The 19,448-nt window shown below is 68.7% G+C and carries 18 protein-coding genes, 1 tRNA gene and 3 pseudogenes; 10 read left to right on the plus strand and 12 right to left on the minus strand.

Features of this window, described 5'->3' with window-relative positions; all coding sequences use genetic code 11:
• On the plus strand, positions 1-578 hold a 578-nt coding region (locus AB0P17_RS34105), incomplete at its 5' end, for a hypothetical protein (RefSeq protein WP_365817197.1).
• A 67-nt stretch (positions 579-645) separates the two neighbouring features.
• On the opposite strand, the gene AB0P17_RS34110 is transcribed toward AB0P17_RS34105, so the two are convergent.
• Positions 646-1,479 carry a PIG-L family deacetylase gene (locus tag AB0P17_RS34110; protein WP_365817199.1) on the minus strand — a complete coding sequence of 278 codons (834 nt, stop codon included), beginning with the start codon at positions 1,477-1,479 and terminating at the stop codon, positions 646-648.
• A 373-nt stretch (positions 1,480-1,852) separates the two neighbouring features.
• Between AB0P17_RS34110 and AB0P17_RS34115 the strand changes: the two genes are divergently transcribed.
• The 3 genes from AB0P17_RS34115 to AB0P17_RS34125 all read left to right on the plus strand — a co-directional run bounded on the left by AB0P17_RS34115 (position 1,853) and on the right by AB0P17_RS34125 (position 5,380).
• Positions 1,853-2,287, plus strand: a complete 435-nt coding sequence (locus AB0P17_RS34115; RefSeq protein WP_365817201.1) for a hypothetical protein — start codon at positions 1,853-1,855, stop codon at positions 2,285-2,287.
• Between the two features lie 39 nt (positions 2,288-2,326).
• Entirely contained in the window at positions 2,327-4,669 is a 2,343-nt protein-coding gene (locus AB0P17_RS34120) for a hypothetical protein (RefSeq protein ID WP_365817203.1), read from the plus strand.
• A 75-nt stretch (positions 4,670-4,744) separates the two neighbouring features.
• Positions 4,745-5,380, plus strand: coding sequence for a hypothetical protein (locus tag AB0P17_RS34125; RefSeq protein ID WP_365817205.1), 636 nt, complete (start codon positions 4,745-4,747; stop codon positions 5,378-5,380).
• 12 nt (positions 5,381-5,392) lie between these two features.
• Here AB0P17_RS34125 and AB0P17_RS34130 read toward each other — a convergent pair.
• Positions 5,393-5,542: pseudogene (locus AB0P17_RS34130) on the minus strand (ISNCY family transposase); the annotation flags it as partial.
• Between the two features lie 1,000 nt (positions 5,543-6,542).
• The gene (locus AB0P17_RS34135) at positions 6,543-7,970 is read right to left on the minus strand and encodes an ATP-binding protein (protein ID WP_365817207.1); all 1,428 of its coding nucleotides are present in this window, start codon (positions 7,968-7,970) and stop codon (positions 6,543-6,545) included.
• Between the two features lie 469 nt (positions 7,971-8,439).
• Here AB0P17_RS34135 and AB0P17_RS34140 point away from each other — a divergent pair, with 469 nt between their 5' ends.
• On the plus strand, positions 8,440-9,324 hold the full coding sequence (locus AB0P17_RS34140; RefSeq protein ID WP_365817209.1) for an NAD(P)H-binding protein: 885 nt from the start codon (positions 8,440-8,442) through the stop codon (positions 9,322-9,324).
• A gap of 64 nt (positions 9,325-9,388) precedes the next feature.
• Here AB0P17_RS34140 and AB0P17_RS34145 read toward each other — a convergent pair.
• A pseudogene (locus AB0P17_RS34145) lies at positions 9,389-9,808 on the minus strand (AraC family transcriptional regulator); the annotation flags it as partial.
• Position 9,809: 1 nt separating this feature from the next.
• The gene (locus AB0P17_RS34150; RefSeq protein ID WP_189543364.1) at positions 9,810-10,148 is read right to left on the minus strand and encodes a MerR family transcriptional regulator; all 339 of its coding nucleotides are present in this window, start codon (positions 10,146-10,148) and stop codon (positions 9,810-9,812) included.
• 858 nt (positions 10,149-11,006) lie between these two features.
• On the opposite strand from AB0P17_RS34150, the pseudogene AB0P17_RS34155 reads away from it, so the two are divergent.
• A pseudogene (locus AB0P17_RS34155) lies at positions 11,007-11,313 on the plus strand (hypothetical protein); the annotation flags it as partial.
• Between the two features lie 116 nt (positions 11,314-11,429).
• On the opposite strand, the gene AB0P17_RS34160 reads toward AB0P17_RS34155, so the two are convergent.
• From AB0P17_RS34160 to AB0P17_RS34175, 4 genes are all read right to left on the minus strand, one after another.
• Positions 11,430-11,741, minus strand: a complete 312-nt coding sequence (locus AB0P17_RS34160; RefSeq protein ID WP_365817211.1) for an SCO5918 family protein — start codon at positions 11,739-11,741, stop codon at positions 11,430-11,432.
• A gap of 57 nt (positions 11,742-11,798) precedes the next feature.
• Positions 11,799-12,197: a hypothetical protein gene (locus AB0P17_RS34165; protein ID WP_365817213.1), complete on the minus strand. Its 399-nt coding sequence runs from the start codon at positions 12,195-12,197 to the stop codon at positions 11,799-11,801.
• 46 nt (positions 12,198-12,243) lie between these two features.
• Complete coding sequence (locus tag AB0P17_RS34170; RefSeq protein WP_365817215.1) at positions 12,244-13,749, minus strand: DEAD/DEAH box helicase; 1,506 nt, start codon at positions 13,747-13,749, stop codon at positions 12,244-12,246.
• Between the two features lie 295 nt (positions 13,750-14,044).
• Positions 14,045-14,248: a cold-shock protein gene (locus AB0P17_RS34175; RefSeq protein WP_072489439.1), complete on the minus strand. Its 204-nt coding sequence runs from the start codon at positions 14,246-14,248 to the stop codon at positions 14,045-14,047.
• A gap of 362 nt (positions 14,249-14,610) precedes the next feature.
• On the opposite strand from AB0P17_RS34175, the gene AB0P17_RS34180 reads away from it, so the two are divergent.
• Complete coding sequence (locus tag AB0P17_RS34180; protein WP_365817217.1) at positions 14,611-14,868, plus strand: NUDIX domain-containing protein; 258 nt, start codon at positions 14,611-14,613, stop codon at positions 14,866-14,868.
• Between the two features lie 464 nt (positions 14,869-15,332).
• Here AB0P17_RS34180 and AB0P17_RS34185 read toward each other — a convergent pair.
• Positions 15,333-15,406, minus strand: a tRNA-Gly gene (locus tag AB0P17_RS34185).
• A gap of 231 nt (positions 15,407-15,637) precedes the next feature.
• Here AB0P17_RS34185 and AB0P17_RS34190 point away from each other — a divergent pair.
• The 3 genes from AB0P17_RS34190 to AB0P17_RS34200 all read left to right on the plus strand — a co-directional run bounded on the left by AB0P17_RS34190 (position 15,638) and on the right by AB0P17_RS34200 (position 16,998).
• Positions 15,638-15,859, plus strand: a complete 222-nt coding sequence (locus AB0P17_RS34190) for a hypothetical protein (RefSeq protein WP_365817219.1) — start codon at positions 15,638-15,640, stop codon at positions 15,857-15,859.
• A gap of 70 nt (positions 15,860-15,929) precedes the next feature.
• Positions 15,930-16,505, plus strand: a complete 576-nt coding sequence (dcd, locus tag AB0P17_RS34195; RefSeq protein ID WP_365817221.1) for a dCTP deaminase — start codon at positions 15,930-15,932, stop codon at positions 16,503-16,505.
• A gap of 7 nt (positions 16,506-16,512) precedes the next feature.
• Complete coding sequence (locus tag AB0P17_RS34200) at positions 16,513-16,998, plus strand: phosphoribosyltransferase (RefSeq protein ID WP_365817223.1); 486 nt, start codon at positions 16,513-16,515, stop codon at positions 16,996-16,998.
• Between the two features lie 89 nt (positions 16,999-17,087).
• On the opposite strand, the gene AB0P17_RS34205 is transcribed toward AB0P17_RS34200, so the two are convergent.
• Positions 17,088-18,020 (minus strand): Yip1 family protein, encoded by a 933-nt coding sequence (locus tag AB0P17_RS34205; protein WP_365817226.1) that lies wholly within the window; start codon positions 18,018-18,020, stop codon positions 17,088-17,090.
• Between the two features lie 120 nt (positions 18,021-18,140).
• The gene (locus AB0P17_RS34210; protein ID WP_365817228.1) at positions 18,141-19,391 is read right to left on the minus strand and encodes a VCBS repeat-containing protein; all 1,251 of its coding nucleotides are present in this window, start codon (positions 19,389-19,391) and stop codon (positions 18,141-18,143) included.
• Between the last annotated feature and the right edge of the window lie 57 nt (positions 19,392-19,448).

The following is a 19,448-nucleotide window of genomic DNA, read 5'->3' on the forward strand; positions in this document are numbered from 1 at the left end:
GCCGCCTCGACACCAGCCGCCCGTCCGCCAACGGATGGGAGATGCAGAAGGCCACGGACGACGGTGGTGACATCGTGGCCCGTCCCGTACCGGGCACCGGTCTGAACGTCTCCGTACGCATGGGAGACACCGAAACGGTCCTCGTCCATGTGATCCGGCGCTTCCACTACGAGGTCGACGCCCTTGGCCGGGGCGCCGAACCGAACCCAATCGAGGGCTGGGTGGCGCCGTCGGCGGTCCGCGACAGCCGCCTCCCGGAGTCCAACCAGGCATCAGGCACGGCCGTCGTGATCCGGCCGGACTTCTATCCCCCCGGCGTACGGGGCGGATTCACCGCCGGACAGCAGCTGACCATCCGCGACATCGTCGCCGACACCGAAGGAGTCGTCCGCTGGGGTGGCGAGGACCGCCGCGCCTACGAGGGCCTCTTCTACCTCACCGTGCGTCCGGGCGACCAGCGTCTGCGGCGGATCGCGTCCAAGATCCGGGCCTGGGACGAGACTCCGGGAACAGGCGCCGGAACGGTACCCGACGTCACGGAGTCCTCCCGCCGCCGCCGGGCCGCCGCCCTTCGCTGAGTCCGTCTCCGGCGCGCGATTCCCGGGAATCGCGCGCCGGAGGGCGTCCCCCGTGACCGGCGGCGGATCAGCGCAGTCCGGCGAAGAGATCGTTCTCGGGAACGGCCGCGCCGGTGCTGTCCTTGACGCGCACGAAGGTCTCCAGGCCCATCACCTCGCCGAACTTCTCCTTGCCCATCTTGAGGAAGAAGATGTTCTCGCCCTGACTGGCGTGCGCGGCCAGCGAATCGTACTTCTGACCACTGAACGCGGTGGTGTCCACCCAGGTGGTGATCTCATCGTCGGGGAGGCCGATCTCGGCCATCGCGGCGGCCTCGGCGGGATCCGGCTCCGGCATGTCCTCCTGGAATTCGCGCATGGTCTCCCCGAACCGCTGCATCATCGAGCGGGGCATCGTCGTCCAGTACACCTTCGGGGTCAGCTCGGTCATCTCCAGCGCCGCCATCGTGATGCGGTGGGCCTGGATGTGGTCGGGGTGGCCGTAGAAGCCGTTCTCGTCGTAGGTGACCACCACATCGGGCCGGTAGTGCCGCATGAGTTCCGCGAGCCGGGCGGCGCCTTCCTCCACGGGGGTCCGCCAGAAGGATCCGGGGGCGTCGTTGCTGGGCCAGCCCACCATCCCGGAGTCGGCGTAGTCCAGCATCTCCAGATCGCCGACCTTCAGGACGTCACAGCTCGCCTCCAGTTCTTGGCGGCGCATCAGGGCGACAGCGGCCGGATCATGGCCGGGATCGCCCGGCTTGGCACCCCCCGCCCCGTCGCCGCAACGGCCGTCGGTACACGTCACGAGAACCGTGCGAATGCCTTCCGCCGCATACCGCGCGAGGACCCCGCCGGTGCTGGTGGCCTCGTCGTCGGGGTGGGCGTGTACTGCCATGAGCGTCAAGGGCCGGTCAGTCATGAAAAAGTCCTCCAGCAGAACAGAACTACGTCTTGGTCCGAGTGCGCGTCGGGCATACCGCGCTCCGGGGCCTGGTGGGGCGGACGACCTCGTGGTCTCCGTGTTCCTCGCCCGTGCGGCACCGGTCCCTCGGTTGCAACCGTGCCGACCGGAGCCGCTGTTCCCGGCGCGCGAACTGATTGTCGCGCGGGCCGCCCGTCCGAGCGGGCGCGGCTGATCCACCAGCAGGGGGCGGAGGGACATCGCCCGAGGTGGCTGGGTACAGTCCCCCGTACGCTGCCGGTCCTCCACCGTGCACGTACCGCCCCCTGGGTGTGGTGCATGGCGAAGTGATCGGCTTCGCCGGAATCCGGGATTGAGTATGGGGGAATACGTGACGTTCGACTCGGAATGGGCGGCACTCCGCGCGGAATCGACGCAACGAGTCAATATGCGCCTGAACAGTGCGCCCAAGGAGCCGGGTGGTTCGGGGGGGCCGGCCGCTGCGGACCTCGCGGTCAATCAGGACAACCTGGGTGCCATCGGTCACGAGGCATATGAACTGCGCACCCGGCTGTCGAAGGACGGGGACCACGCCCGGCCCACCACCTTCGACGCGGCCATCGCGCTCACCAACGGCAACTTCGAGAGCGGTTCGGGGCTCCTCAAGGTCCACGACCGCTGGAACACGCACTTCAAGACGCTGTTGGACGCCCTCGCGCAGATCTCGAACCACCTGAACTACACGAAGTCCTCACAACAGAAGGAAGACGTGCAGATCGCCGGCGACCTGATCTCGGTGTCCAAGCTCAACGACTATATGAAGTAGTCGACCGAAGTCTCGCGTCATCAACGGGGGAAGAGAGAGATGCTGAAATACGAGGACATAGTCGACGCGCCTGTCGGCAAACTGAAGGCGGCCGCCGACGACTGGGCCGAGATGGTCACCAAGCTGGACAAGCTGGCCGACGACGCCCGGGACGGGATGAAGACCAAGGCGGACAAGGCAGAGTGGGAAGGCGTCAACGCGGGCGTCACCAAGGCGTTCATAGGCAAGACCGCCAAGGAGTTCGAGGACGCCGCCGCCGAGGCCAAGGGCGTCAAGCTCATCATGGAGGACGCCCACAAGGCCATCAAGAAGGCCAAGGACGACCTGGAGGCCATCCGTGACGAGGAGGGTCCCGCGGCGGGCATGCACATCGACGCCAAAGGCAAGGTGACCGCCCGTCATCCGCTGGAGAACGACAAGACGGCGCGGCACGACCCGGACTACTCCGATCTGCTGCGCCAGCAGAAGAGCGCGATCGATGCCTGGCAGAAGAAGATCGACAACATCGTCGACAACTGCAACGACACGGACGTGGCCTTCAAGAACGCCCTGGAGGCCAACGTCACCGAGGGCAAGGACTTCAGCGCGCCGAAGTACCGGAAGCTGGACCAGGAGGAGGCGGCCCGGGCCGCCGCACTGGCCGCCAAGGGCCGCGACATCACGCACACGGAGCTTCAGCAGCTCAACGAACTGCTGCGGGACAACACCAAGTCCACCGAGTTCGCCAAGACTTTCTACGAGAAGCTCGGCCCGGAGAAGTCGCTCGCGTTCTTCGGGCAGCTCGCGACCGACACGCACGATTACGGCAAGGTCGACAAGAAACGGCTGAAGGACGTCCAGGAGCTGCAGAAGAACCTCGGACTCAACCTGGCCACCGCTTCGCAGGACAAGGCGTTCTCGGACAAGTGGGGCCCGGAGCTGCGCAAGCTCGGCACCGAACAGATTCCGCTGTCCAAGTACGACAACACCGGCGGGCCCTACGGCTACCAGCTGCTGGGCGGCATCATGCGGAACGGCAACTACAACGCGGCGTTCCTCAACCCGATCGCCGAACACGTGGCGCAGCTGCACCAGAAGGACCCGTTCTTCTTCGCCAACAACAAGCAGGTCAACGGCCCCCTGGAGAATCCGTACAACCCCTCGGGGAAGAACGGCGCCGGTTACGACCCGACCACGGCCATGCTGGAGGCGCTGGGGCACAGCCCGGAGGCGTCCAAGAAGTTCTTCACCGATCCGCCGACCGCGTACAAGGAGGACGGCACGGTCGACGAGAGTGGTACCGCCGATCTCGGGAAGGGCGAGGACGGCGAACCCATCGCGAACTACCTCGACTTCTTCGGCAACGAGAAGTGGGAGTCGTTCCCCGACGGCAACTCGATCGACCCCGACAAGCTCAAGCCCACGCTCAACTACATGCCGGACGCGTTGGGGCACGCGCTGGAATCGGCCGCCCTCGGCTACCCGTACGACAGTCCGGACGCGAAGGTCGTGCGGGACGAGGACAACGCCGATGTCATGAAGCAGGTGATGGAGAAGTACGGGGAGGACGCGGGCCTGCTCAAGAAGCAGGAGGCGTTGTCCGACAGCCTGGGCACCATGGGCGCCGCGTATATCGACGACATCAACTGGTCGCTGGAGAAGACTTCGGAGGACAGCATCTTCGCGCCCACGAAGAACCCCGACGGTCACCTCAGTTTCGATCCCGAAGACGACAGCCGCCAAATCGCGCGTAAGTTCCTCAGTTCGCTCGGTCAGCACCCGGATGCGTACGCCACGGTCTCCAAGGCCGAGCAGATCTACACCACCAGCGTGCTGGAGGCCCAGGTCGGGCCCGACGGAAAGATCGACGAGGGAGGCGCGCGGAACGCCGTGCGGGTCGGGTCCGAGGTGCAGGGGATGCTCGACCAGTCGCGCGCCGACCAGGTCGGGGCGGAGTACGAGAAGAAGCACGAGGAGTACGAGAAGGCGGTGGCCGCCCGATCCGGCTGGATCGAATTCGGAGCCGCCGCGGGCGTCGCCGCGGGGGTCGCCTTCCTGCCAGCCACCGCGGCCGTGGGCACGGCCGCGGTGCTCATTCCGCTGGCCACCGACACCGCCGCCGGAGGCGTGGAGCAGATCATCGGGACGGTCATCGGTGATGTCTCCGACAAGTCGATCGACGAGCACAAGGACAAGGTCGACGAGCTGAGCAAGGAGGATCGGAGGAAGGTCTGGTCCGGCGGTGAATACATGGCCGAGGCCCCCATGGAGAAGTTCCTCGACTACCACTCGACAGAGGTGGACAAGGAATTCAAGGAAGACCTCAGGCAGGCCATGCTGATCGGATACGGGGCCGGAAACGCCCGCGCGCAGCAGCAGGGCAACGATCCGGAGACCGGCTGATACGGGAGACAGTCCTTGAGGAGCGGCGTGGAGAGGAAAGGTGTGGGAGTGGTGCGGGTGAGGAAGGCGCTCTCCGTGACCGGGGTGGTGCTCGCCCTCGGCGCGGTCGCGGTCGCGTGCGGTTCGGGCGGGGAGGACGAGTCGCCGTACGTGGGGGCGGCGGAGGTGTGTGACGGCGTGTTCGCCGGTCCGTTGGAGAAGACGATCGAGTCCGTCACCGGCGCCACGTCCTTCTCCCGACTCACCGGTGAAGGGGTGGGGCGGGTGTCCGAGAACATCAAGGACGGTCACGCATCGGGCCGCAGTTGGACGGTCGGTGAGAAACTCTGCAAAATACCGGCGAAAGGTACTTCTTCGCGCGAGAACGCCACCATCGATTTCTCCATCTATGCGCCGCAGGACATTGGGGACCCGAAGCCCCGTGAGGGGAGTCGCTTCTTCGCCCTTGGCACGGAGGCCGTCGCGTCGCCTCGCGGGGCCCGCGTCTACTTCGAGTGTGTCAGCCCCCAGATGAAGGGTTCCGACGAGCAGCCGGCGCGCATCTATGCGGCTCTTGTTCACGTGAAGGACCGCGGGGACGCGCTGGAGAACCTGCAGGCTAATGTGACGGTCGTCAACGCCGCGGCACTCGCCGTGGCCGAGCGGCTCGACTGCGAGAACAACGGCGGCCTGCGGGAGAAGCCCGACCTGCGACCCCTGGACGGCCATTAGCTGGAAGGTGCAGGCGAAGACCCCGAGTCCGGCCCAGGTCTGGGCACCGGTCAAGCTGCGGAGGCGGGTGCGGCGGAAACCGAAGCTGCGCACGAGGTGGCTGATGCGGGCCTCGATACCGACTCTCCAGTTGCGCGTGCGCCGGAAGGGCCGGGTGCGGTCCTGCAGAGCCCCCAGCTCACCCGCCCACGACCGGGCATCAGCCAGTTCCCCCACCCATGACCGGACCAACGACCGACCTCCCCAACCGTCACCAACAAAGACCGTTGCCGTACGAGCCCGGCGCTGCGGGCAAGCCCTGGCTGCAATGGCGGGGCGTGCCCCACGTGTTCCGAGGGGCTGCGAGGCTGAGGGCGCCGTGCGCCGTCAGCGAGGGGAACGTCCTCGCGAGAAGGCGGACTCATCTGCTCAGCGCCCTCTGTTTCTGGCGCAACGGCCTGAAGGCAGGGATCACAGGCAGGGACGAGCACTGGGCCTCCTCCGCCGCGTCCCCCAGCCGGTACTCCTCCCCATAGCTGACGAAGGCCGAGGTGTCTCGGAGACGATGTGCCCCAAGTGACTTCCCCGAGGAACGGCGGGTGACAGCATTTCCTGCTCGTCTTGTCCGTCGCGCGGTGGTTGCTGCGGGATCAGCACTTCCGGCATCCACAGCTTCTTCTTCGCGTAGACGTAGAACCGCTCGACGTGGGAGACCTCTCGGCCACACGTGCCGCCGTCGACGCGCGGCCCGCGGAGGTCTCGGCGCCGCCTGGGTCGACGTCCGCCGTGACACAGCCTCTGCCCCACGCCCACGCGCATCTCCTCCGGCATACGTTCAGCACCGGAGGGCGCAGGCTTCGGGCGGAGCCTCGTCCACCCGGCCACCCCTGGTCATGTCTGATCAGCAGCCGTCAACCCGTACACATGGCCCTGTGATTGGGGGACTCGCGTGCGGGTTTCCGTCCCCTGGCGCCCAGGATTCCTGGAACCCGCGCGGCTTCTTGTGCTTGCCGCTCGAGACCGCTGTTCACCGCTCCGGCCGGCATGTTGTGGCACGGCGGCGCGGGCCCCTACCTCCCGGGCCGTGTCCGGTGTGCACCTCCTGTGCGAGTTCCGTTGGGCGCCGTTGCCGGCCCTTGTCCACCACTGCGTCCGGCAGGTAGTGGCGCGGCCGGTCACAGGTTCAGGTCCACGCGGCGTGGAGGTCCTCGGGTGTGAGGGTGGGGACGCCGTCGGCGGTGCAGCCGCTGCGGGTGACGGCGAGCAAGGGGGTGGTGTCGTCGGCGCCGGGGAGCAGGGAGCGGTGGGTGATGAGGCGGCCGAGATCGCGGTTGTCGAAGGGCTTCTTCTCCAGCCACTTGACCGAACCCACGAGGGTGATCTTCCTGGCGATCGGGGCACGGTCGGCGCCGACGATGTCGATCTCCGGGTCGTTGGTACGGGTCCAGTAGCCGCCGATCGCATCGGTGCCCGAGGGCAGCTGCCCTCCGTCGGGGCCCAGTCGCCACAGGGCTTCGCGGATGACGGGCTCGATGGCTCTGCCACGCCAGGATGTCCAGCCGGCGCGGATGGTGTCGAGGACGCGGTCTCCGCGGCCTCGTTCGACGGTGGGGATGCCGGGGCCGATGAAGGAGAGCCAGAAGCGTAGGTACGGGTCGTCGATGCGATAGCGGGTCTCACGGCTGGGTCTGGTGGACAGGGGCAGTTCGGCGGCGACCATGCGGCGGGACGAGAGCAGGTCCAGCGAGCGGGACACCGAGCCGGGGTTGAGGCCGCCGGCGGCTCTCCCGATCAGAGTGAAGGTGCGCTCGCCGTGGCCGATGGCGCCCAGAACGGTGCGAGCCTGCGCCTCGGAGGGAAACTCGGCGGCCAGGGATCGCTCGCCGCTGACCAGCAGGGCGGAGGTCGGTCTGCGTAGAGCCAGTTCGAGGTACTCCCACAGTCCGGCGCCCGGTGGCCATTCCTCCAGGATGAGCGGGAGCCCGCCGGAGACCAGATAGGCGTCGAAGGCGTCTGCGGGAGTCAGATCGAGCATCGAGGCGACCTCTGCCGGATTCAACGGCGGTACGACCATCTCGGTCCCCCGCTGGTAGAAGGGCCGTCCGTAGGTGTTCAGCTGCTCCATCATGGCGATGTCGGAGCCGATGAGGATGAGCAGAACAGGCAGCCTCGACAACGTTCGGTCGAATGCCTTCTGCAGTGCGCCCTCGAAGCTGGGGTCCTCTCGTACGAGGTAGGGCATCTCGTCGAGGACCACCACGCTGGGTGAACCGGTGGGCAGCGCGGAAGCGAGCATGGTCAGCGCGGCGTCCCAGGTCAGCGGGGCCGCGAAATCGCCGAACCGTGCCGAGTCGGGAAGCCGGGAGGCCGTCACCTCGGCGGCGAAGCCCGCCAGATCCCCCTCGCGGGAGCCGCCGACGGCGGTGAAGAACACGTGCGGCAGCCCGGCCTGCTCCAAGAACTCCTCGACCAAGCGGGACTTGCCCACCCGTCGGCGTCCGCGGATCAGGACGGCCCGCCCGGGCCGGCCGCTGCGGCCGCCAGTCTTGACCGGTTCCAACAGCTCGTCCAAAAGGGCGAGTTCGGTGCGGCGCCCGATGAATCCCTTCATGGCAGTCCACCTTCGCGCGCTCTTGATGCTTGCACTCAAGATACTCTCATCAAATAAAGTATCAAGGAAGTGCGGAGAGTGATCGCGCGGGTGAGTGGCATCCACCTGCATCCGGCAGTCGTTCGGCGGCCGCCCCGCTTGCGAACGGCATCTCCGGCGCTCAACTGGACTTCCTCACCGCACTGCCACAGCGGTGAGGAGAGGGGCCGCGCGGGGCAGTCGGCCGACGACGGTACCGGCCCCACCGTCGGCGTACCCGGGCCTCTCCCTGACGTCGTCAAGACGTCCGACCAGGCCGAAAGGCGTGCGACCAGGCCGACGCAGGCGGCCGGGGCGGGCCGGCGCCCCTCGGTGGGACGACGCCTGCGCGGCGGTGCCGCCGCTTGCTCGTCACACGCCCGGACGCGCGAGCATGCTTCCCGGACGATGAACCATGGCCGCGGACCACCGGCGCGGCCAGGCTTGTGGCATGACACAGACGAACGCGACGCATACAGACACGATGGGCGCCGGGAACACCGTGCTGGTGATCGGCGGTTCCGGCAAGACCGGCCGTAGGACGGTGGCACGCCTCCGGGAGCTGGGCGTGGAGACCCGAGCGGCCTCACGGTCCGGGGACACCCTCTTCGACTGGGCGGATCGGACGACCTGGCAGGCGGCCCTCGACGGGGTCGACGCCGTCTACATCGTCCCGCTGGACACCTCACCCTCCCCGACGCCCGCCTTCGTCGCACAGGCCGTCGCGAGCGGGGTACGACGGCTGGTGCTGCTCTCGGCCCGGGGCGTGGACGTGCCCGGTTACTTCGGCTCCTCCTTCGAGGGTGGCGGCCCGCACATGGAGAGCGAGGTGGCCGTCCGGTCGTCCGGCGTCGCCTGGACGATCCTGCGGCCCGGCTGGTTCGCCCAGAACTTCAGCGAGGGCGTCTTCCTCGACGGTGTACGTGCCGGCGAACTCGCCCTGCCCACCGGCAGCGGCGCCGCCGCGTTCGTCGACGCCGACGACATCGCGGCGGTCGCCGTCGCGGCCCTGACCGACGAGGACGGACACGACGGCGAGGTGTACGAACTCTCCGGCCCCCGGGCGCTCGGCATCGCCGACGTACTCGAAGAGATCGCGAAGGTGACCGGCGTGCGTGCCGCCTACGTTCCGGTGGAGGAGTCCGTCTTCCGGGCCGGGCTGGTGGCACAGGGACTGCCCGAGGAGGAGGCCGCGCTCTGGACCGACGCGATGAAGCCGATTCGTACGAGTCAGGAGGCACCGGTCACGGACGGCGTGCGGAGAGCACTCGGCCGCCCGCCGCGCGACGTCACCGACTTCGTCCGTGACGCGTCCGCGGCGGGTGCCTGGTCCTGAGGGGGAGCCGGAGTACCCGGGAAGCCGGAGTACCCGGGAAGCCGGGGTACCTGGCGGGAAGGCGTCAGAGGGCTCCGGCGCGGCCCTGCCCGGGTCCGCCGCCGGGGCGCACCGGCCGGAGCCGGCCCGCCGGTCCGGCGCGGTCCGGTACGCGGGCGGTGGCGGCCTCCTGTCGGTAGGTGCTCGGGCTCTCGCCCCGGGGCCGTTTGAACGCCGCGCTGAAGCCGAACGCGTCCGCGTAGCCGACCCGCCGGGCCACCGCTGCCACCGTCAGTTCCGGGCGGGCCAGCAGATCGGCGGCGACGGTCATCCGCCACTCGGCGAGATACGCCACCGGCCCGTTCCCGACCAGTTCCGTGAACCGCTTCGCCAAGGTCGTCCTCGACACCCCCGCCCGGCCTGCCGGCTCCGCCGTCGTCCACGGGTGCGCCGGATCCTCGTGGATCGCGCGCAGGGCGGGCCCCGCCACCTCGTCGCGCACCGCCTCAGTCCTCGGTCGGCGGCTCTGCCGATTCGGCGGCGCGGCGGTACTCGGCGTTGATGCGTTGCGCCTCTTCCAGCTGGTCTTCCAGGACGACGATACGACAGGCCGCCTCGATGGACGTGCCCTGGTCGACCAGTTCACGGGCGCGGGCGGCGATGCGCAGTTGGTAGCGGGAGTAGCGGCGGTGGCCGCCCTCCGAGCGCAGGGGGGTGATCAGGCGGGCTTCGCCGATAGCGCGGAGGAAGCCCTGGGTGGTGCCGAGCATCTCGGCGGCCCGGCCCATCGTGTAGGCGGGGTAGTCGTCGTCGTCAAGCCGGCCGTACGAGTCGTCTGCTGTCACTTGCACCTCTCTTGTGGAACGCGTGGAGGGGCCCTGGTGCCGTACGGCACCAGGGCCCCGAAGGAACTACTACACCACCTGCCGGCCCTGATACTGCACCGGCATTCTGTGTCCGCAGACCCGACCTGGCCGCTGTCGGGAGTGCGGGGATCGCGGTTGCTCGACCGGAGACCACCTCACTATCGATGTCCTGCGGTACCCGGGCTCAATGCTCCGGCCCGGGCGATCCTGATGGCGCGGGCTCCTCCGTTCTTCCCTCGGTGATCAACTACCTACCATGGGGACACTGCGTACTGCTGGTACTGCACTACTGCGTACTGCTGGTGATGCGAACTGCTCAGCGGCCTGTGACAGCGCCGCTCTCCGGCAGCCAGCCCCGTTGCCCTTCCTGCGTCTGCTCTGGCTTGGAACCCCACTGCCGAACTTCCCGGTGCGCGCGTCCGCAGCCGACGCCTTCACCGAGGTACCGCTTGGTCACTTCACTGCTGGGTACTGCGAACTGCACTCACGGGTACCGCAACTTTCATGACAGCGGTCCCGCTTTGGCGGCCCCTTACTGCGGGCCACCCGGTCCGGCCGTCAGTCCCGTCGCCGTCCTGCAACAACCCTGGCTTCGAAACTCCACTGCCACACCGTCCTGCGACTACGTGTACTGCCGGCAGTTCTTCTCTGCCAGGCCCTGCTGTCTCTCTCGGGTACAAGAGAAACCATAGCCACACCACCACTCAATGTCTACTCCGGCCAACGGAGATTTTCGCGTGTTCCGTGAGGAGGAAATCGACCTCGCCGGAGGCTCCGGCCGGCCCGCGGTCAACCGGCTCGCCAGAGCGACCGCGGTCACCCGCCGGGCCTCCGAGGGGAAGAAAGCAGATGCCCCTGACCGTGGTCACCGGTGGTGCTGTCATCACCGGCCGACCGGGGCCCGAGGCCGTGTGGAGGCAACGGGTGTCGGAGGTCCTGACGGGCTCGTCCCGTTCTGGGCGAGTTCTCCGCCATGTTCACCGCTACGACGCGAGGGGAGGGGCCGCCCGCGTATCTGCACTTCCGTATGGCGCGGATCCTTCAGGGCACGGTGGGGATCCCGGAGACGGGTGGGATGTACCGCGTCTCGATCGCGGATGTCAGCGCCTGGACCGTGGGTGACTTCAGCTGCCCCGATCACTGACGTCGCGCCGCGCAGAGAAACGGTACGCGGGAGGGCCCGACCGGCGTGTGCCGGTCGGGCCCTCTTGGCTGTTCGGTTGTCAGCGCGCGCTTCCCATCAGCCAAACGGTCGGACAGTCAGACGGCCACCGGGACGCCGAGCATCGCGGAAGCGTGCTGGAGCGGGCTGAGAGGGCGGGTGGGGGCGGCGGTCCGGGGGAGGCTGCGGCAGGTGAAGCCGAGCTTGGTCATGGCCCGGAGGACTTCCTCGGCGCTGAAGTCGCGGGGATCCTGGCGGGTGATGACCACGCCGACCTGCTTGACAGGGTAGGCGCGGCGGCCGATGGTCACGGACTCGCCGACGACCTTCTCGGGCTTGATGCCCTTCATGGACTCCAGGACGCCGCTCCTGGTGAGTTCGAACGGGAAGCGGGCGATAACACAGCGCACGATGCCTCACAGGGATCACAGAGAGAGGAAGGAGATTGTCCGGCGTGGTGAGACGGTTCAGAGGGTCAGGGCGAGGACGCCCGACGCGCTGTCCTGTTCGTCCACGGCGGACGGGGTAGCGGGCCGGCGGTGGTACGTGGCGTGCTCGGCCATCATGGCGGCGGGCGAGGTGTGCGGCCCGCGGTCGCCGAGGATGTCGCGCAGCTGGAGCCGGTCCGTGTAGGCGGGGCCGTCTCGGACGGTGGTGAGCTGGGCCTGGGTGACCAGTCCGGTGCACAGACCGTCGTTGTCGCAGACCCTCAGGTGTCCGGTCCTGTCACTGGCCATGACGGACAGGGCCACCTCGACGGTCATGTCGTCGCAGACCTGTGGCCCTGCCGTGTTCATGGCGTCGAGCGCCGCCCGGGGTACGGGACCGACGTTCGCCGAGTGGGGCCGCATCTGGACCAGCGTCACAATGTGCCTCCTGCAGAGATGGGTCAGCTTCCGGATCACGCGGTGCTCAGGCCGCCGCGTCGAAGGCGGACTGTCGCCCGCTCACGCGCCGGGCAGCCGTGGCGGGACCGCGTCGACCGCGGGAGGCCGTGCCGCGCTCGCGTCGCTCGGGTGCCGGCGCGGTGATCGTCACGGGGATGCCGGAGGGGGTCCGGGCGCCGGTGATCCGGTGGAGCGCTTCCTCGCCGGAGCGGACCTGGGTGGCCCGGGGCGCGATGCCGGCGGCCGCCATGAGGCGCGTCATGGCGCGGCGCTGGTTGTTGGTGACCAGGGTGACGACACTGCCGGACTCGCCGGCCCGCGCGGTACGGCCGCCGCGGTGGAGGTAGTCCTTGTGGTCGTTCGGCGGGTCCACGTTCACGACGAGGTCGAGGTGGTCGACGTGAATGCCGCGCGCCGCGACGTTCGTCGCGACCAGGACGGTGACGTGCCCTGTCTTGAACTGGGCGAGGGTGCGGGTGCGCTGCGACTGTGATTTACCGCCGTGCAAGGCCCCGGCCCGGACACCGCTGGCGAGGAGGTCCTGGGTGAGGCGGTCCACGGCGTGCTTGGTGTCCAGGAACATGATCACCCGGCCGTCGCGCGCCGCGATCTCCGTCGTCAGCCGGTGCTTGTCGGCACCGTGCACGTGCAGGACGTGATGTTCCATCGTGGTGACCGCACCCTGGGAAGGGTCCACGGAGTGGACGACGGGGTCGGTGAGGTAGCGACGGACCAGGAGGTCGATATTACGGTCCAGGGTCGCGGAGAACAGCATGCGCTGGCCCTCGGGGCGGACCTGGTTCAGGAGCTCGGTGACCTGGGGCATGAAGCCCATCTCGGCCATCTGGTCGGCCTCGTCCAGGACGGTGATGGCGACCTGGTTCAGCCGGCAGTCGCCGCGGTCGATGAGGTCCTTGAGGCGACCGGGGGTGGCGACGACGACTTCGGTGCCGCCTCGCAGAGCATTCGCCTGCCGGCCGATCGGCATCCCGCCGACGACGGTGGCCAGCCGCAGCTTCACGGCTCGGGCGTAAGGGGTGAGGGCATCGGTGACCTGCTGGGCGAGTTCCCGGGTGGGAACCAGGACCAGGGCCAGCGGCTGACGGGGCTCGGCGCGCTGCCCGGCGGTGCGGGCCAGCAGGGCCAGGCCGAAGGCGAGAGTCTTGCCGGAGCCGGTCCGGCCGCGGCCCAGGACGTCACGGCCCGCCAGAGAGTTCGGCAACGTCGCACCCTGGATCGGGAACGGCATGGCCACGCCCTGCGCGGTGAGCGCGGCCAGCAGGCTCCTCGGCATGTCGAGGTCGCTGAACACGTCGACTGCGGGCAGCGCCGGAGTGATCGTCTCGGGCAGAGCGAACTCTCCCTGCATCGCGGCAGGCCGCCTGCCACCCGAACGGCTCGGACCTGCCGAACGGCTCGGGGCGGAGGAACCGGAGCGACCGCCCCGAATCGAACCGGCAGCGGAGTCGTACCCGTGGCCGCCGTCACGGCGGGCGCGGGAGGAACGGCTGTTCGTGCGTGTGGGGTTCATACAGAACCTTCCTTGATACGGCGCGTATCAAGGAATTCCACAGCGTAAGAGCGGCGCGGGGAATCACAGGCACGGACCGAATGGAATGCGAACGTGGCCCACGGGAAATCCGTGCCGACGTACGCAAGATGATGGATGGCGCGCGAAAAAGAATCCGGTGCATCGCCGGGAGCGGCTCCGAGGCGGCTGCGTTCCTCAATATTTTTTTCCCGGAGACGAACCGCTGCGGAAATGCGTGCAGCTGGGGCCCGCACCCCGAGGGATGCGGGCCCCAGCTATGAAATGCGCGCCGACGTCAGGCGGAAACGATGTTCTCGGCCGTCGGGCCCTTCTGGCCCTGTGCGATGTCGAAGCTGACCTTCTGACCTTCCTGCAGTTCACGGAATCCCTGGGCGGCGATGTTCGAGAAGTGGGCGAACACGTCAGCGCCGCCACCGTCCTGCTCGATGAAGCCGAAACCCTTTTCCGCGTTGAACCACTTCACGGTGCCAGTAGCCATGTCATATCTCCTTTGGGCAGTACACCGGAATCCGTACTGTACGGAAACCGCGTCGCCGCGATGATGCCCCGCCCGGAAAATGACCGGAAATACAAAGCGCTTCCCTGCGGCATCGAGGCCGAGCGGAGGCGCTTGAGTTTTTGGGTACCAAAACTGCAACCGAGTCCGACAGTAGCACGACGTGGACGATTGTGTGCGTCAAGTATTTCCCCGTGCGTGCTGCGGCAGAAACTCTCCCAGTAAGAGCCGTTAAATTCTGAGGTCGCCGGCACAGGTATTCATTTACCTCGAGTGCAGCGTTTTCCGAAAGCAAGGGCCGGCTGCTCCACCGAGAGCGTCAACAAGCACGGGGACGAACCGAAATGATCGAGCGAGTCCGCCCCGTCCTGGTCATCGCTGACGACACGATGCCGGTCATCCGACGCACCAGGCCCGGTGTCCCCGAGTACTGGGTCCTGCCGGGCGGCGGCGTCGAACCCTGCGACGAGCCCCGGGAGACCGCCCTCCACCGGGAGATCCACGAGGAGATCGCGGGGAAGGCCGACATCATCCGTCTCCTCCACACGACGGAGTCCGACAACGAGCGCCTGCTCTTCTACCTCGCCCGCGTCGCGACCTGATCCTTCGACGAGCGCCCTGCCCCGAGTTCAGCGCCGAAGGACGCGGCGATACGCCCTGGAGGAGAACCCGCTGACCATGGAAGGGCTCGACGGCATCGACCTCGATCCCAAGGAGATCGCCCGTGTCCTGCGGGGCGCCATCAGTACCGGAAGGCTCGGAGGCGAGGCAACGCTCTGAGCCTCCGCGCATGTTGACATGCCACGGGGTCGGCGCTGAAAGGGTTTGGCCCCGATGGCGTGACCATGCGTTGCCAGTGCGGCACCGTTTGATGTCGGGGTCGGGTGCCGGTCAGCGGAACCTCGCCCGCGGCCTCCGAGGTCGATCGGCGTCCGCTTCCGGCCCAGGCGGAGCACCGGCCTCGGTTCTGGACGCGCGGCCGGCCCCACACCCGGCGCCTGTCCAGGCCGACTCAGCGTGGCCTGGGCAACAAAGAAGCCCCGGTCCTGTGACCTAGGGCTTTTCATGGAGCGGGTGACGAGAATCGAACTCGCGCTCTGAGCTTGGGAAGCTCATGTTCTACCATTAAACTACACCCGCTTGGCGAGCCGGTGATCGGCTTCGCGTCGTCGGACACTCTACCTCATCCCCGGCCCCGGGCGCCGCTCGCTCCCCGGTTCGGTCGGTGTCGTCGGTGGCCGGGAAGTGCGTTCGGCGGGCGGTGGGGGCGGGAGTTGGGGCGTAGGGTCGGGGGCGGAGTGCCGCCTCTTGTGGTGTCCCGATCATCCCCTAGTGTGGGCGTTCGTCCGCGTTTGTTGGGGAAGGGACTTGATGGACTTGATGGAACGCACCGTCGTCCGCTGTGCCGATGGGCACGTGTTCAGTACTGCTTCGTTCCCGATGCAGCAGCTCGGCGCCGCACGGATCGGCCCCGGCCGGCTCATCCGGTGTCCGCGGTGCGCGCGGTTGCGGCATGCCGTGCCTGTGGAGGTGTCGGTGGAGATGGTGAACACGGTGAACAAGGTGGAGCGGGGTCAGGTGGAGCAGCGCTGACCTTGGGCGGATGAGGCGCGCGAGGCTGCCCGATTGGGGTGGGCTCGCGCGCCTTGCGTATCCTCGGGGCGTGCTTCTCTCAGACAAGGACATCCGGGCCGAGATCGACTCCGGGCGCGTGCGCCTCGATCCGTACGACGCGACGATGGTGCAGCCCTCCAGTATCGATGTACGGCTCGACCGGTACTTCCGGGTGTTCGAGAACCACCGCTATCCGCACATCGACCCCGCCGTCGAGCAGGTCGATCTGACGCGTACGGTCGAGCCCGACGGCGACGAGCCGTTCATCCTGCACCCCGGCGAGTTCGTGCTCGCGTCGACGTACGAGGTCATCTCGCTGCCCGACGACATCGCCTCCCGGCTGGAGGGCAAGTCCAGCCTCGGGCGGCTCGGGCTGGTGACGCACTCGACCGCCGGGTTCATCGACCCCGGGTTCTCCGGGCACGTCACCCTCGAACTGTCGAACATGGCGACCCTGCCCATCAAGCTCTGGCCCGGGATGAAGATCGGGCAGCTCTGCCTCTTCCGGCTCAGCTCGCCGGCCGAGTTCCCCTACGGATCCGAGCGGTACGGGTCGCGATATCAGGGGCAGCGGGGGCCGACAGCCTCGCGTTCGTACCTCAACTTCCACCGGACGCAGGTGTGACACAGGCATGACCGAGCGCCGGGAGAACCTGTCGTACGAGAAGTTCGGCCGCGCCGTGCGCGAGCTGGCGCAGAGCGTCGCGGACGACGGCTATGAACCGGATGTCGTACTGAGCATCGCGCGCGGCGGGGTCTTCGTCGCCGGCGGGCTCGCTTATGCACTCGACTGCAAGAATATTCATCTGGTCAACGTGGAGTTCTACACAGGTGTGGGGACCACGCTCGCGATGCCCGTCATGCTCGCTCCCGTCCCGAACCTCGTGGACTTCTCCGACAAGAAGGTCCTGATCGCGGACGACGTCGCCGACACCGGCAAGACCCTGAAGCTCGTGCACGACTTCTGCACGGGCCATGTCGCCGAGGTGCGCAGCGCCGTCCTCTACGAGAAGCCGCACTCGCTCGTGAAGTGCGAGTACGTGTGGGGGCGCACCGAGCACTGGATCAACTTTCCCTGGAGCGTCGAGCCGCCCGTCGTGCGCCGCGGGGATGAGTAAGGGACGGCCAGGGGGAAGCAGGGGAAGCAGGGGAAGCAAAGGAGGGGCCGGGCGGCCCCTCCTCAACCACTACAGGCCCCTACGGGCCCCTACAGGGTGCCGAGCTTCAGCAGCGACAGCAGCCCGATGAGCTGGATCGCCGACGCGCCCAGCGCCTTCGGCCAGGGCAGGTCGTGCGACTTGCTCACCATCACGGTGAAGAGCGCGCCCGCCGCGATCCACGTCGCCCAGCCGATGATCTGCACCAGCGAGTTCTCGCCGCCCAGGAAGAGCGCGAAGAGCAGGCGCGGGACATCCGTGATCGACATGATCAGCATGGAGAGGCCCACGGTCGGCTGCCAGGCGCCGTCGCCGCCGAGCTGGCGGGCGAGCGAGTGGGTGACCGCGCCCAGGATCAGTCCGCCGATGACGAAGGCGACGGCCGTCGTCAGGACGTACGGGATGGCCGTGGTCAGCGTCGCGTTGATCGCTTCCTCACGGGCGGTGTCGAAGCCGAACAGCGCCAGCAGCCCGTAGAGGAACGTCACGATCAGGGCCGGGCCCCAGATCGGGTAGTCGCGCATCTGCAGGAACGTCTGCGCCGGGCGCAGGACGATGCCGCTCAGCAGGTCCTTCCAGGGCAGCCGCGGGCCGGTCGGAGCCGGGGCCGCGCCGGCCTGGTAGGGGGCGCCGTCGCCGTAACGGTCCTCGTCGATGCTGAACGCCTGGGTGTGCCCGGGGTTGTTGGCGTACGGGTCGCCGGGGTGCTGCGGCGGGCCGCCGTACCCCTGTGTCTGCGCGTACGGGTCGCCGAAGTACTCGGGCTCCCCCTGCCGGCCGCCGCCCCCGTACTGCGCGCCGCCCCCTTGCGGACCACCGCCCGCGGGGGGCCACTGCTGCCGGCCGTACGTCGGCGCGCCCTGCTGACCGCCCCCGTATGCGGGGGGCGGCGCCTGCCGTCCGTACGGCTGTTGCTGCTGCGTTTGCGGTTGCTGTTGCGAGGTGCGGTTGTCCCGGCCGCGTCCGATCCTGAATCCAGCCACGCAATCGAACGTACCCGCTCCTGACGGGCGCGGTGACGGAGGTGGGGAACAGGAGGGCCTTTGCGGCCGAGCTGTGACATCCCTTAGGGGAACCCTGGGGGGTTCTCCCCCAGGGTTCGGTCAGTTGAGGAAGATCGCTGTGCTGAAGGTGAGCAGCGGGTGGGGCCGGAAGGCCGGTACCTTCTTCCCGCCCGGTCCGGAGGCGGGGGCGTAGACCGCCAGGAGGTCCGTTTGCTCGCCCCGGTGCGTTCTTGTGAGCAGGTAGCCGTTCGTCGCGCGCAGGATCTCCGTGGCCGCCTTTGCGGCCGGTACGCCCGGGAGCCGGGGCGCCGGGGGCTTCCGGGCGGCCGGGAAGCTGTACGTGGTGCCCGGGCGCCCGGGGCCGTCCGGGCCGCCCAGCAGCAGCGTTCCGCGCGCGGCCGCCCCGGGCGCGTGGGCGCGGGGCGCGACGACGAGGTCGTCGTAGCCGTCGCCGTTCACATCGGCCTTCGGCTCCGGGGCCGCCAGGACCGTGCCGCCGCCCTGGACCGGCGCGGCGGCGGAGCGCGGGGCCCCGGCCCGGCTGAACGGGCCGCGCAGGAAGGTGACCTGGCCCGCGCTCGCGGTGACCGCGAGGTCGGTCCTGCCGTCCCCGTCGAAGTCGCCGCAGACCGGGTGGTCGGGCCACTCGTCGCCCGCGCGGGCCTTCGCCGGGATCTTGAGGACGACCGCGCGGCCGGTGAGCCCCTGCGGGCCGCCGAACAGGATCTGGAGCGGTACGGGCGGCATCCCGATGCCGTCGTACGGCGGGTCCGTGGCGATGATCAGATCGCCGAAGCCGTCGCCGTCGAGGTCGCACGCCGCCTCCGCGTCGAACGCCGCGGGCAGCGCACCGTCCACCCGCGCGCCCCGTTCGCGCGGGTCGAGCGTCTGGCGTACGGCCGGGTCGAAGCGGCGGGCCTTGTCGCCGTCCCCCGGCCTGGCGGCCGTGCCGTACACGATGCCGATGCCCGCGTCGTCCCCGTACGTGTCGCCCGCCGCCTTGACCAGGTCGTTCAGTACGAGGTCGGGGTGGCCGTCGCCGTTGAAGTCGTCCGGGAGGCGGCTGCCCCTGCCGCGTGGCACGGGGCGGCGCGGCACGGCCGAGACGCCGGTGCCGGGGGCGGTGTCGCCGTTCTTCGCCGCCACCGTGGCGCCCGAGGAGGAAGCGGAGGAGGCGGACGAGGCGTCGGTGCAGGCGGTCAGCGGCAGCAGCAGGGCGGTGCAGGCGGTGAGGCCGATGGCCGTTTTCGTCGTCGCTGTCTTCGTCGCCGTTGTCTTCGTCGTCGCTGTCTTCGTCGCCGTTGTCTTCGTCGCCGTTGTACGTGCTTGCCGTATGCGCCGTTTCCGCATGACCCCACCCGTCCCATCCGTACTCACCGGCCCCCGCCGCACCGCCTTATTGTGCGC

This window comes from Streptomyces sp. NPDC088124 (genome assembly GCF_040685895.1).
GTDB lineage: Bacteria > Actinomycetota > Actinomycetes > Streptomycetales > Streptomycetaceae > Streptomyces.

Bases quoted from the DNA above. Each gene is read 5' to 3' on its own strand.
- AB0P17_RS34200 (WP_365817223.1), top strand. From the start codon at position 16,513: ATGACCGAGCGCCGGGAGAACCTGTCGTACGAGAAGTTCGGCCGCGCC.
- AB0P17_RS34175 (WP_072489439.1), bottom strand. From the start codon at position 14,248: ATGGCTACTGGCACCGTGAAGTGGTTCAACGCGGAAAAGGGTTTCGGC.
- AB0P17_RS34180 (WP_365817217.1), top strand. From the start codon at position 14,611: ATGATCGAGCGAGTCCGCCCCGTCCTGGTCATCGCTGACGACACGATG.
- AB0P17_RS34190 (WP_365817219.1), top strand. From the start codon at position 15,638: ATGGACTTGATGGAACGCACCGTCGTCCGCTGTGCCGATGGGCACGTG.
- AB0P17_RS34110 (WP_365817199.1), bottom strand. From the start codon at position 1,479: ATGACTGACCGGCCCTTGACGCTCATGGCAGTACACGCCCACCCCGAC.
- AB0P17_RS34210 (WP_365817228.1), bottom strand. From the start codon at position 19,391: ATGCGGAAACGGCGCATACGGCAAGCACGTACAACGGCGACGAAGACA.
- AB0P17_RS34135 (WP_365817207.1), bottom strand. From the start codon at position 7,970: ATGAAGGGATTCATCGGGCGCCGCACCGAACTCGCCCTTTTGGACGAG.
- AB0P17_RS34120 (WP_365817203.1), top strand. From the start codon at position 2,327: ATGCTGAAATACGAGGACATAGTCGACGCGCCTGTCGGCAAACTGAAG.
- AB0P17_RS34170 (WP_365817215.1), bottom strand. From the start codon at position 13,749: ATGAACCCCACACGCACGAACAGCCGTTCCTCCCGCGCCCGCCGTGAC.
- AB0P17_RS34140 (WP_365817209.1), top strand. From the start codon at position 8,440: ATGACACAGACGAACGCGACGCATACAGACACGATGGGCGCCGGGAAC.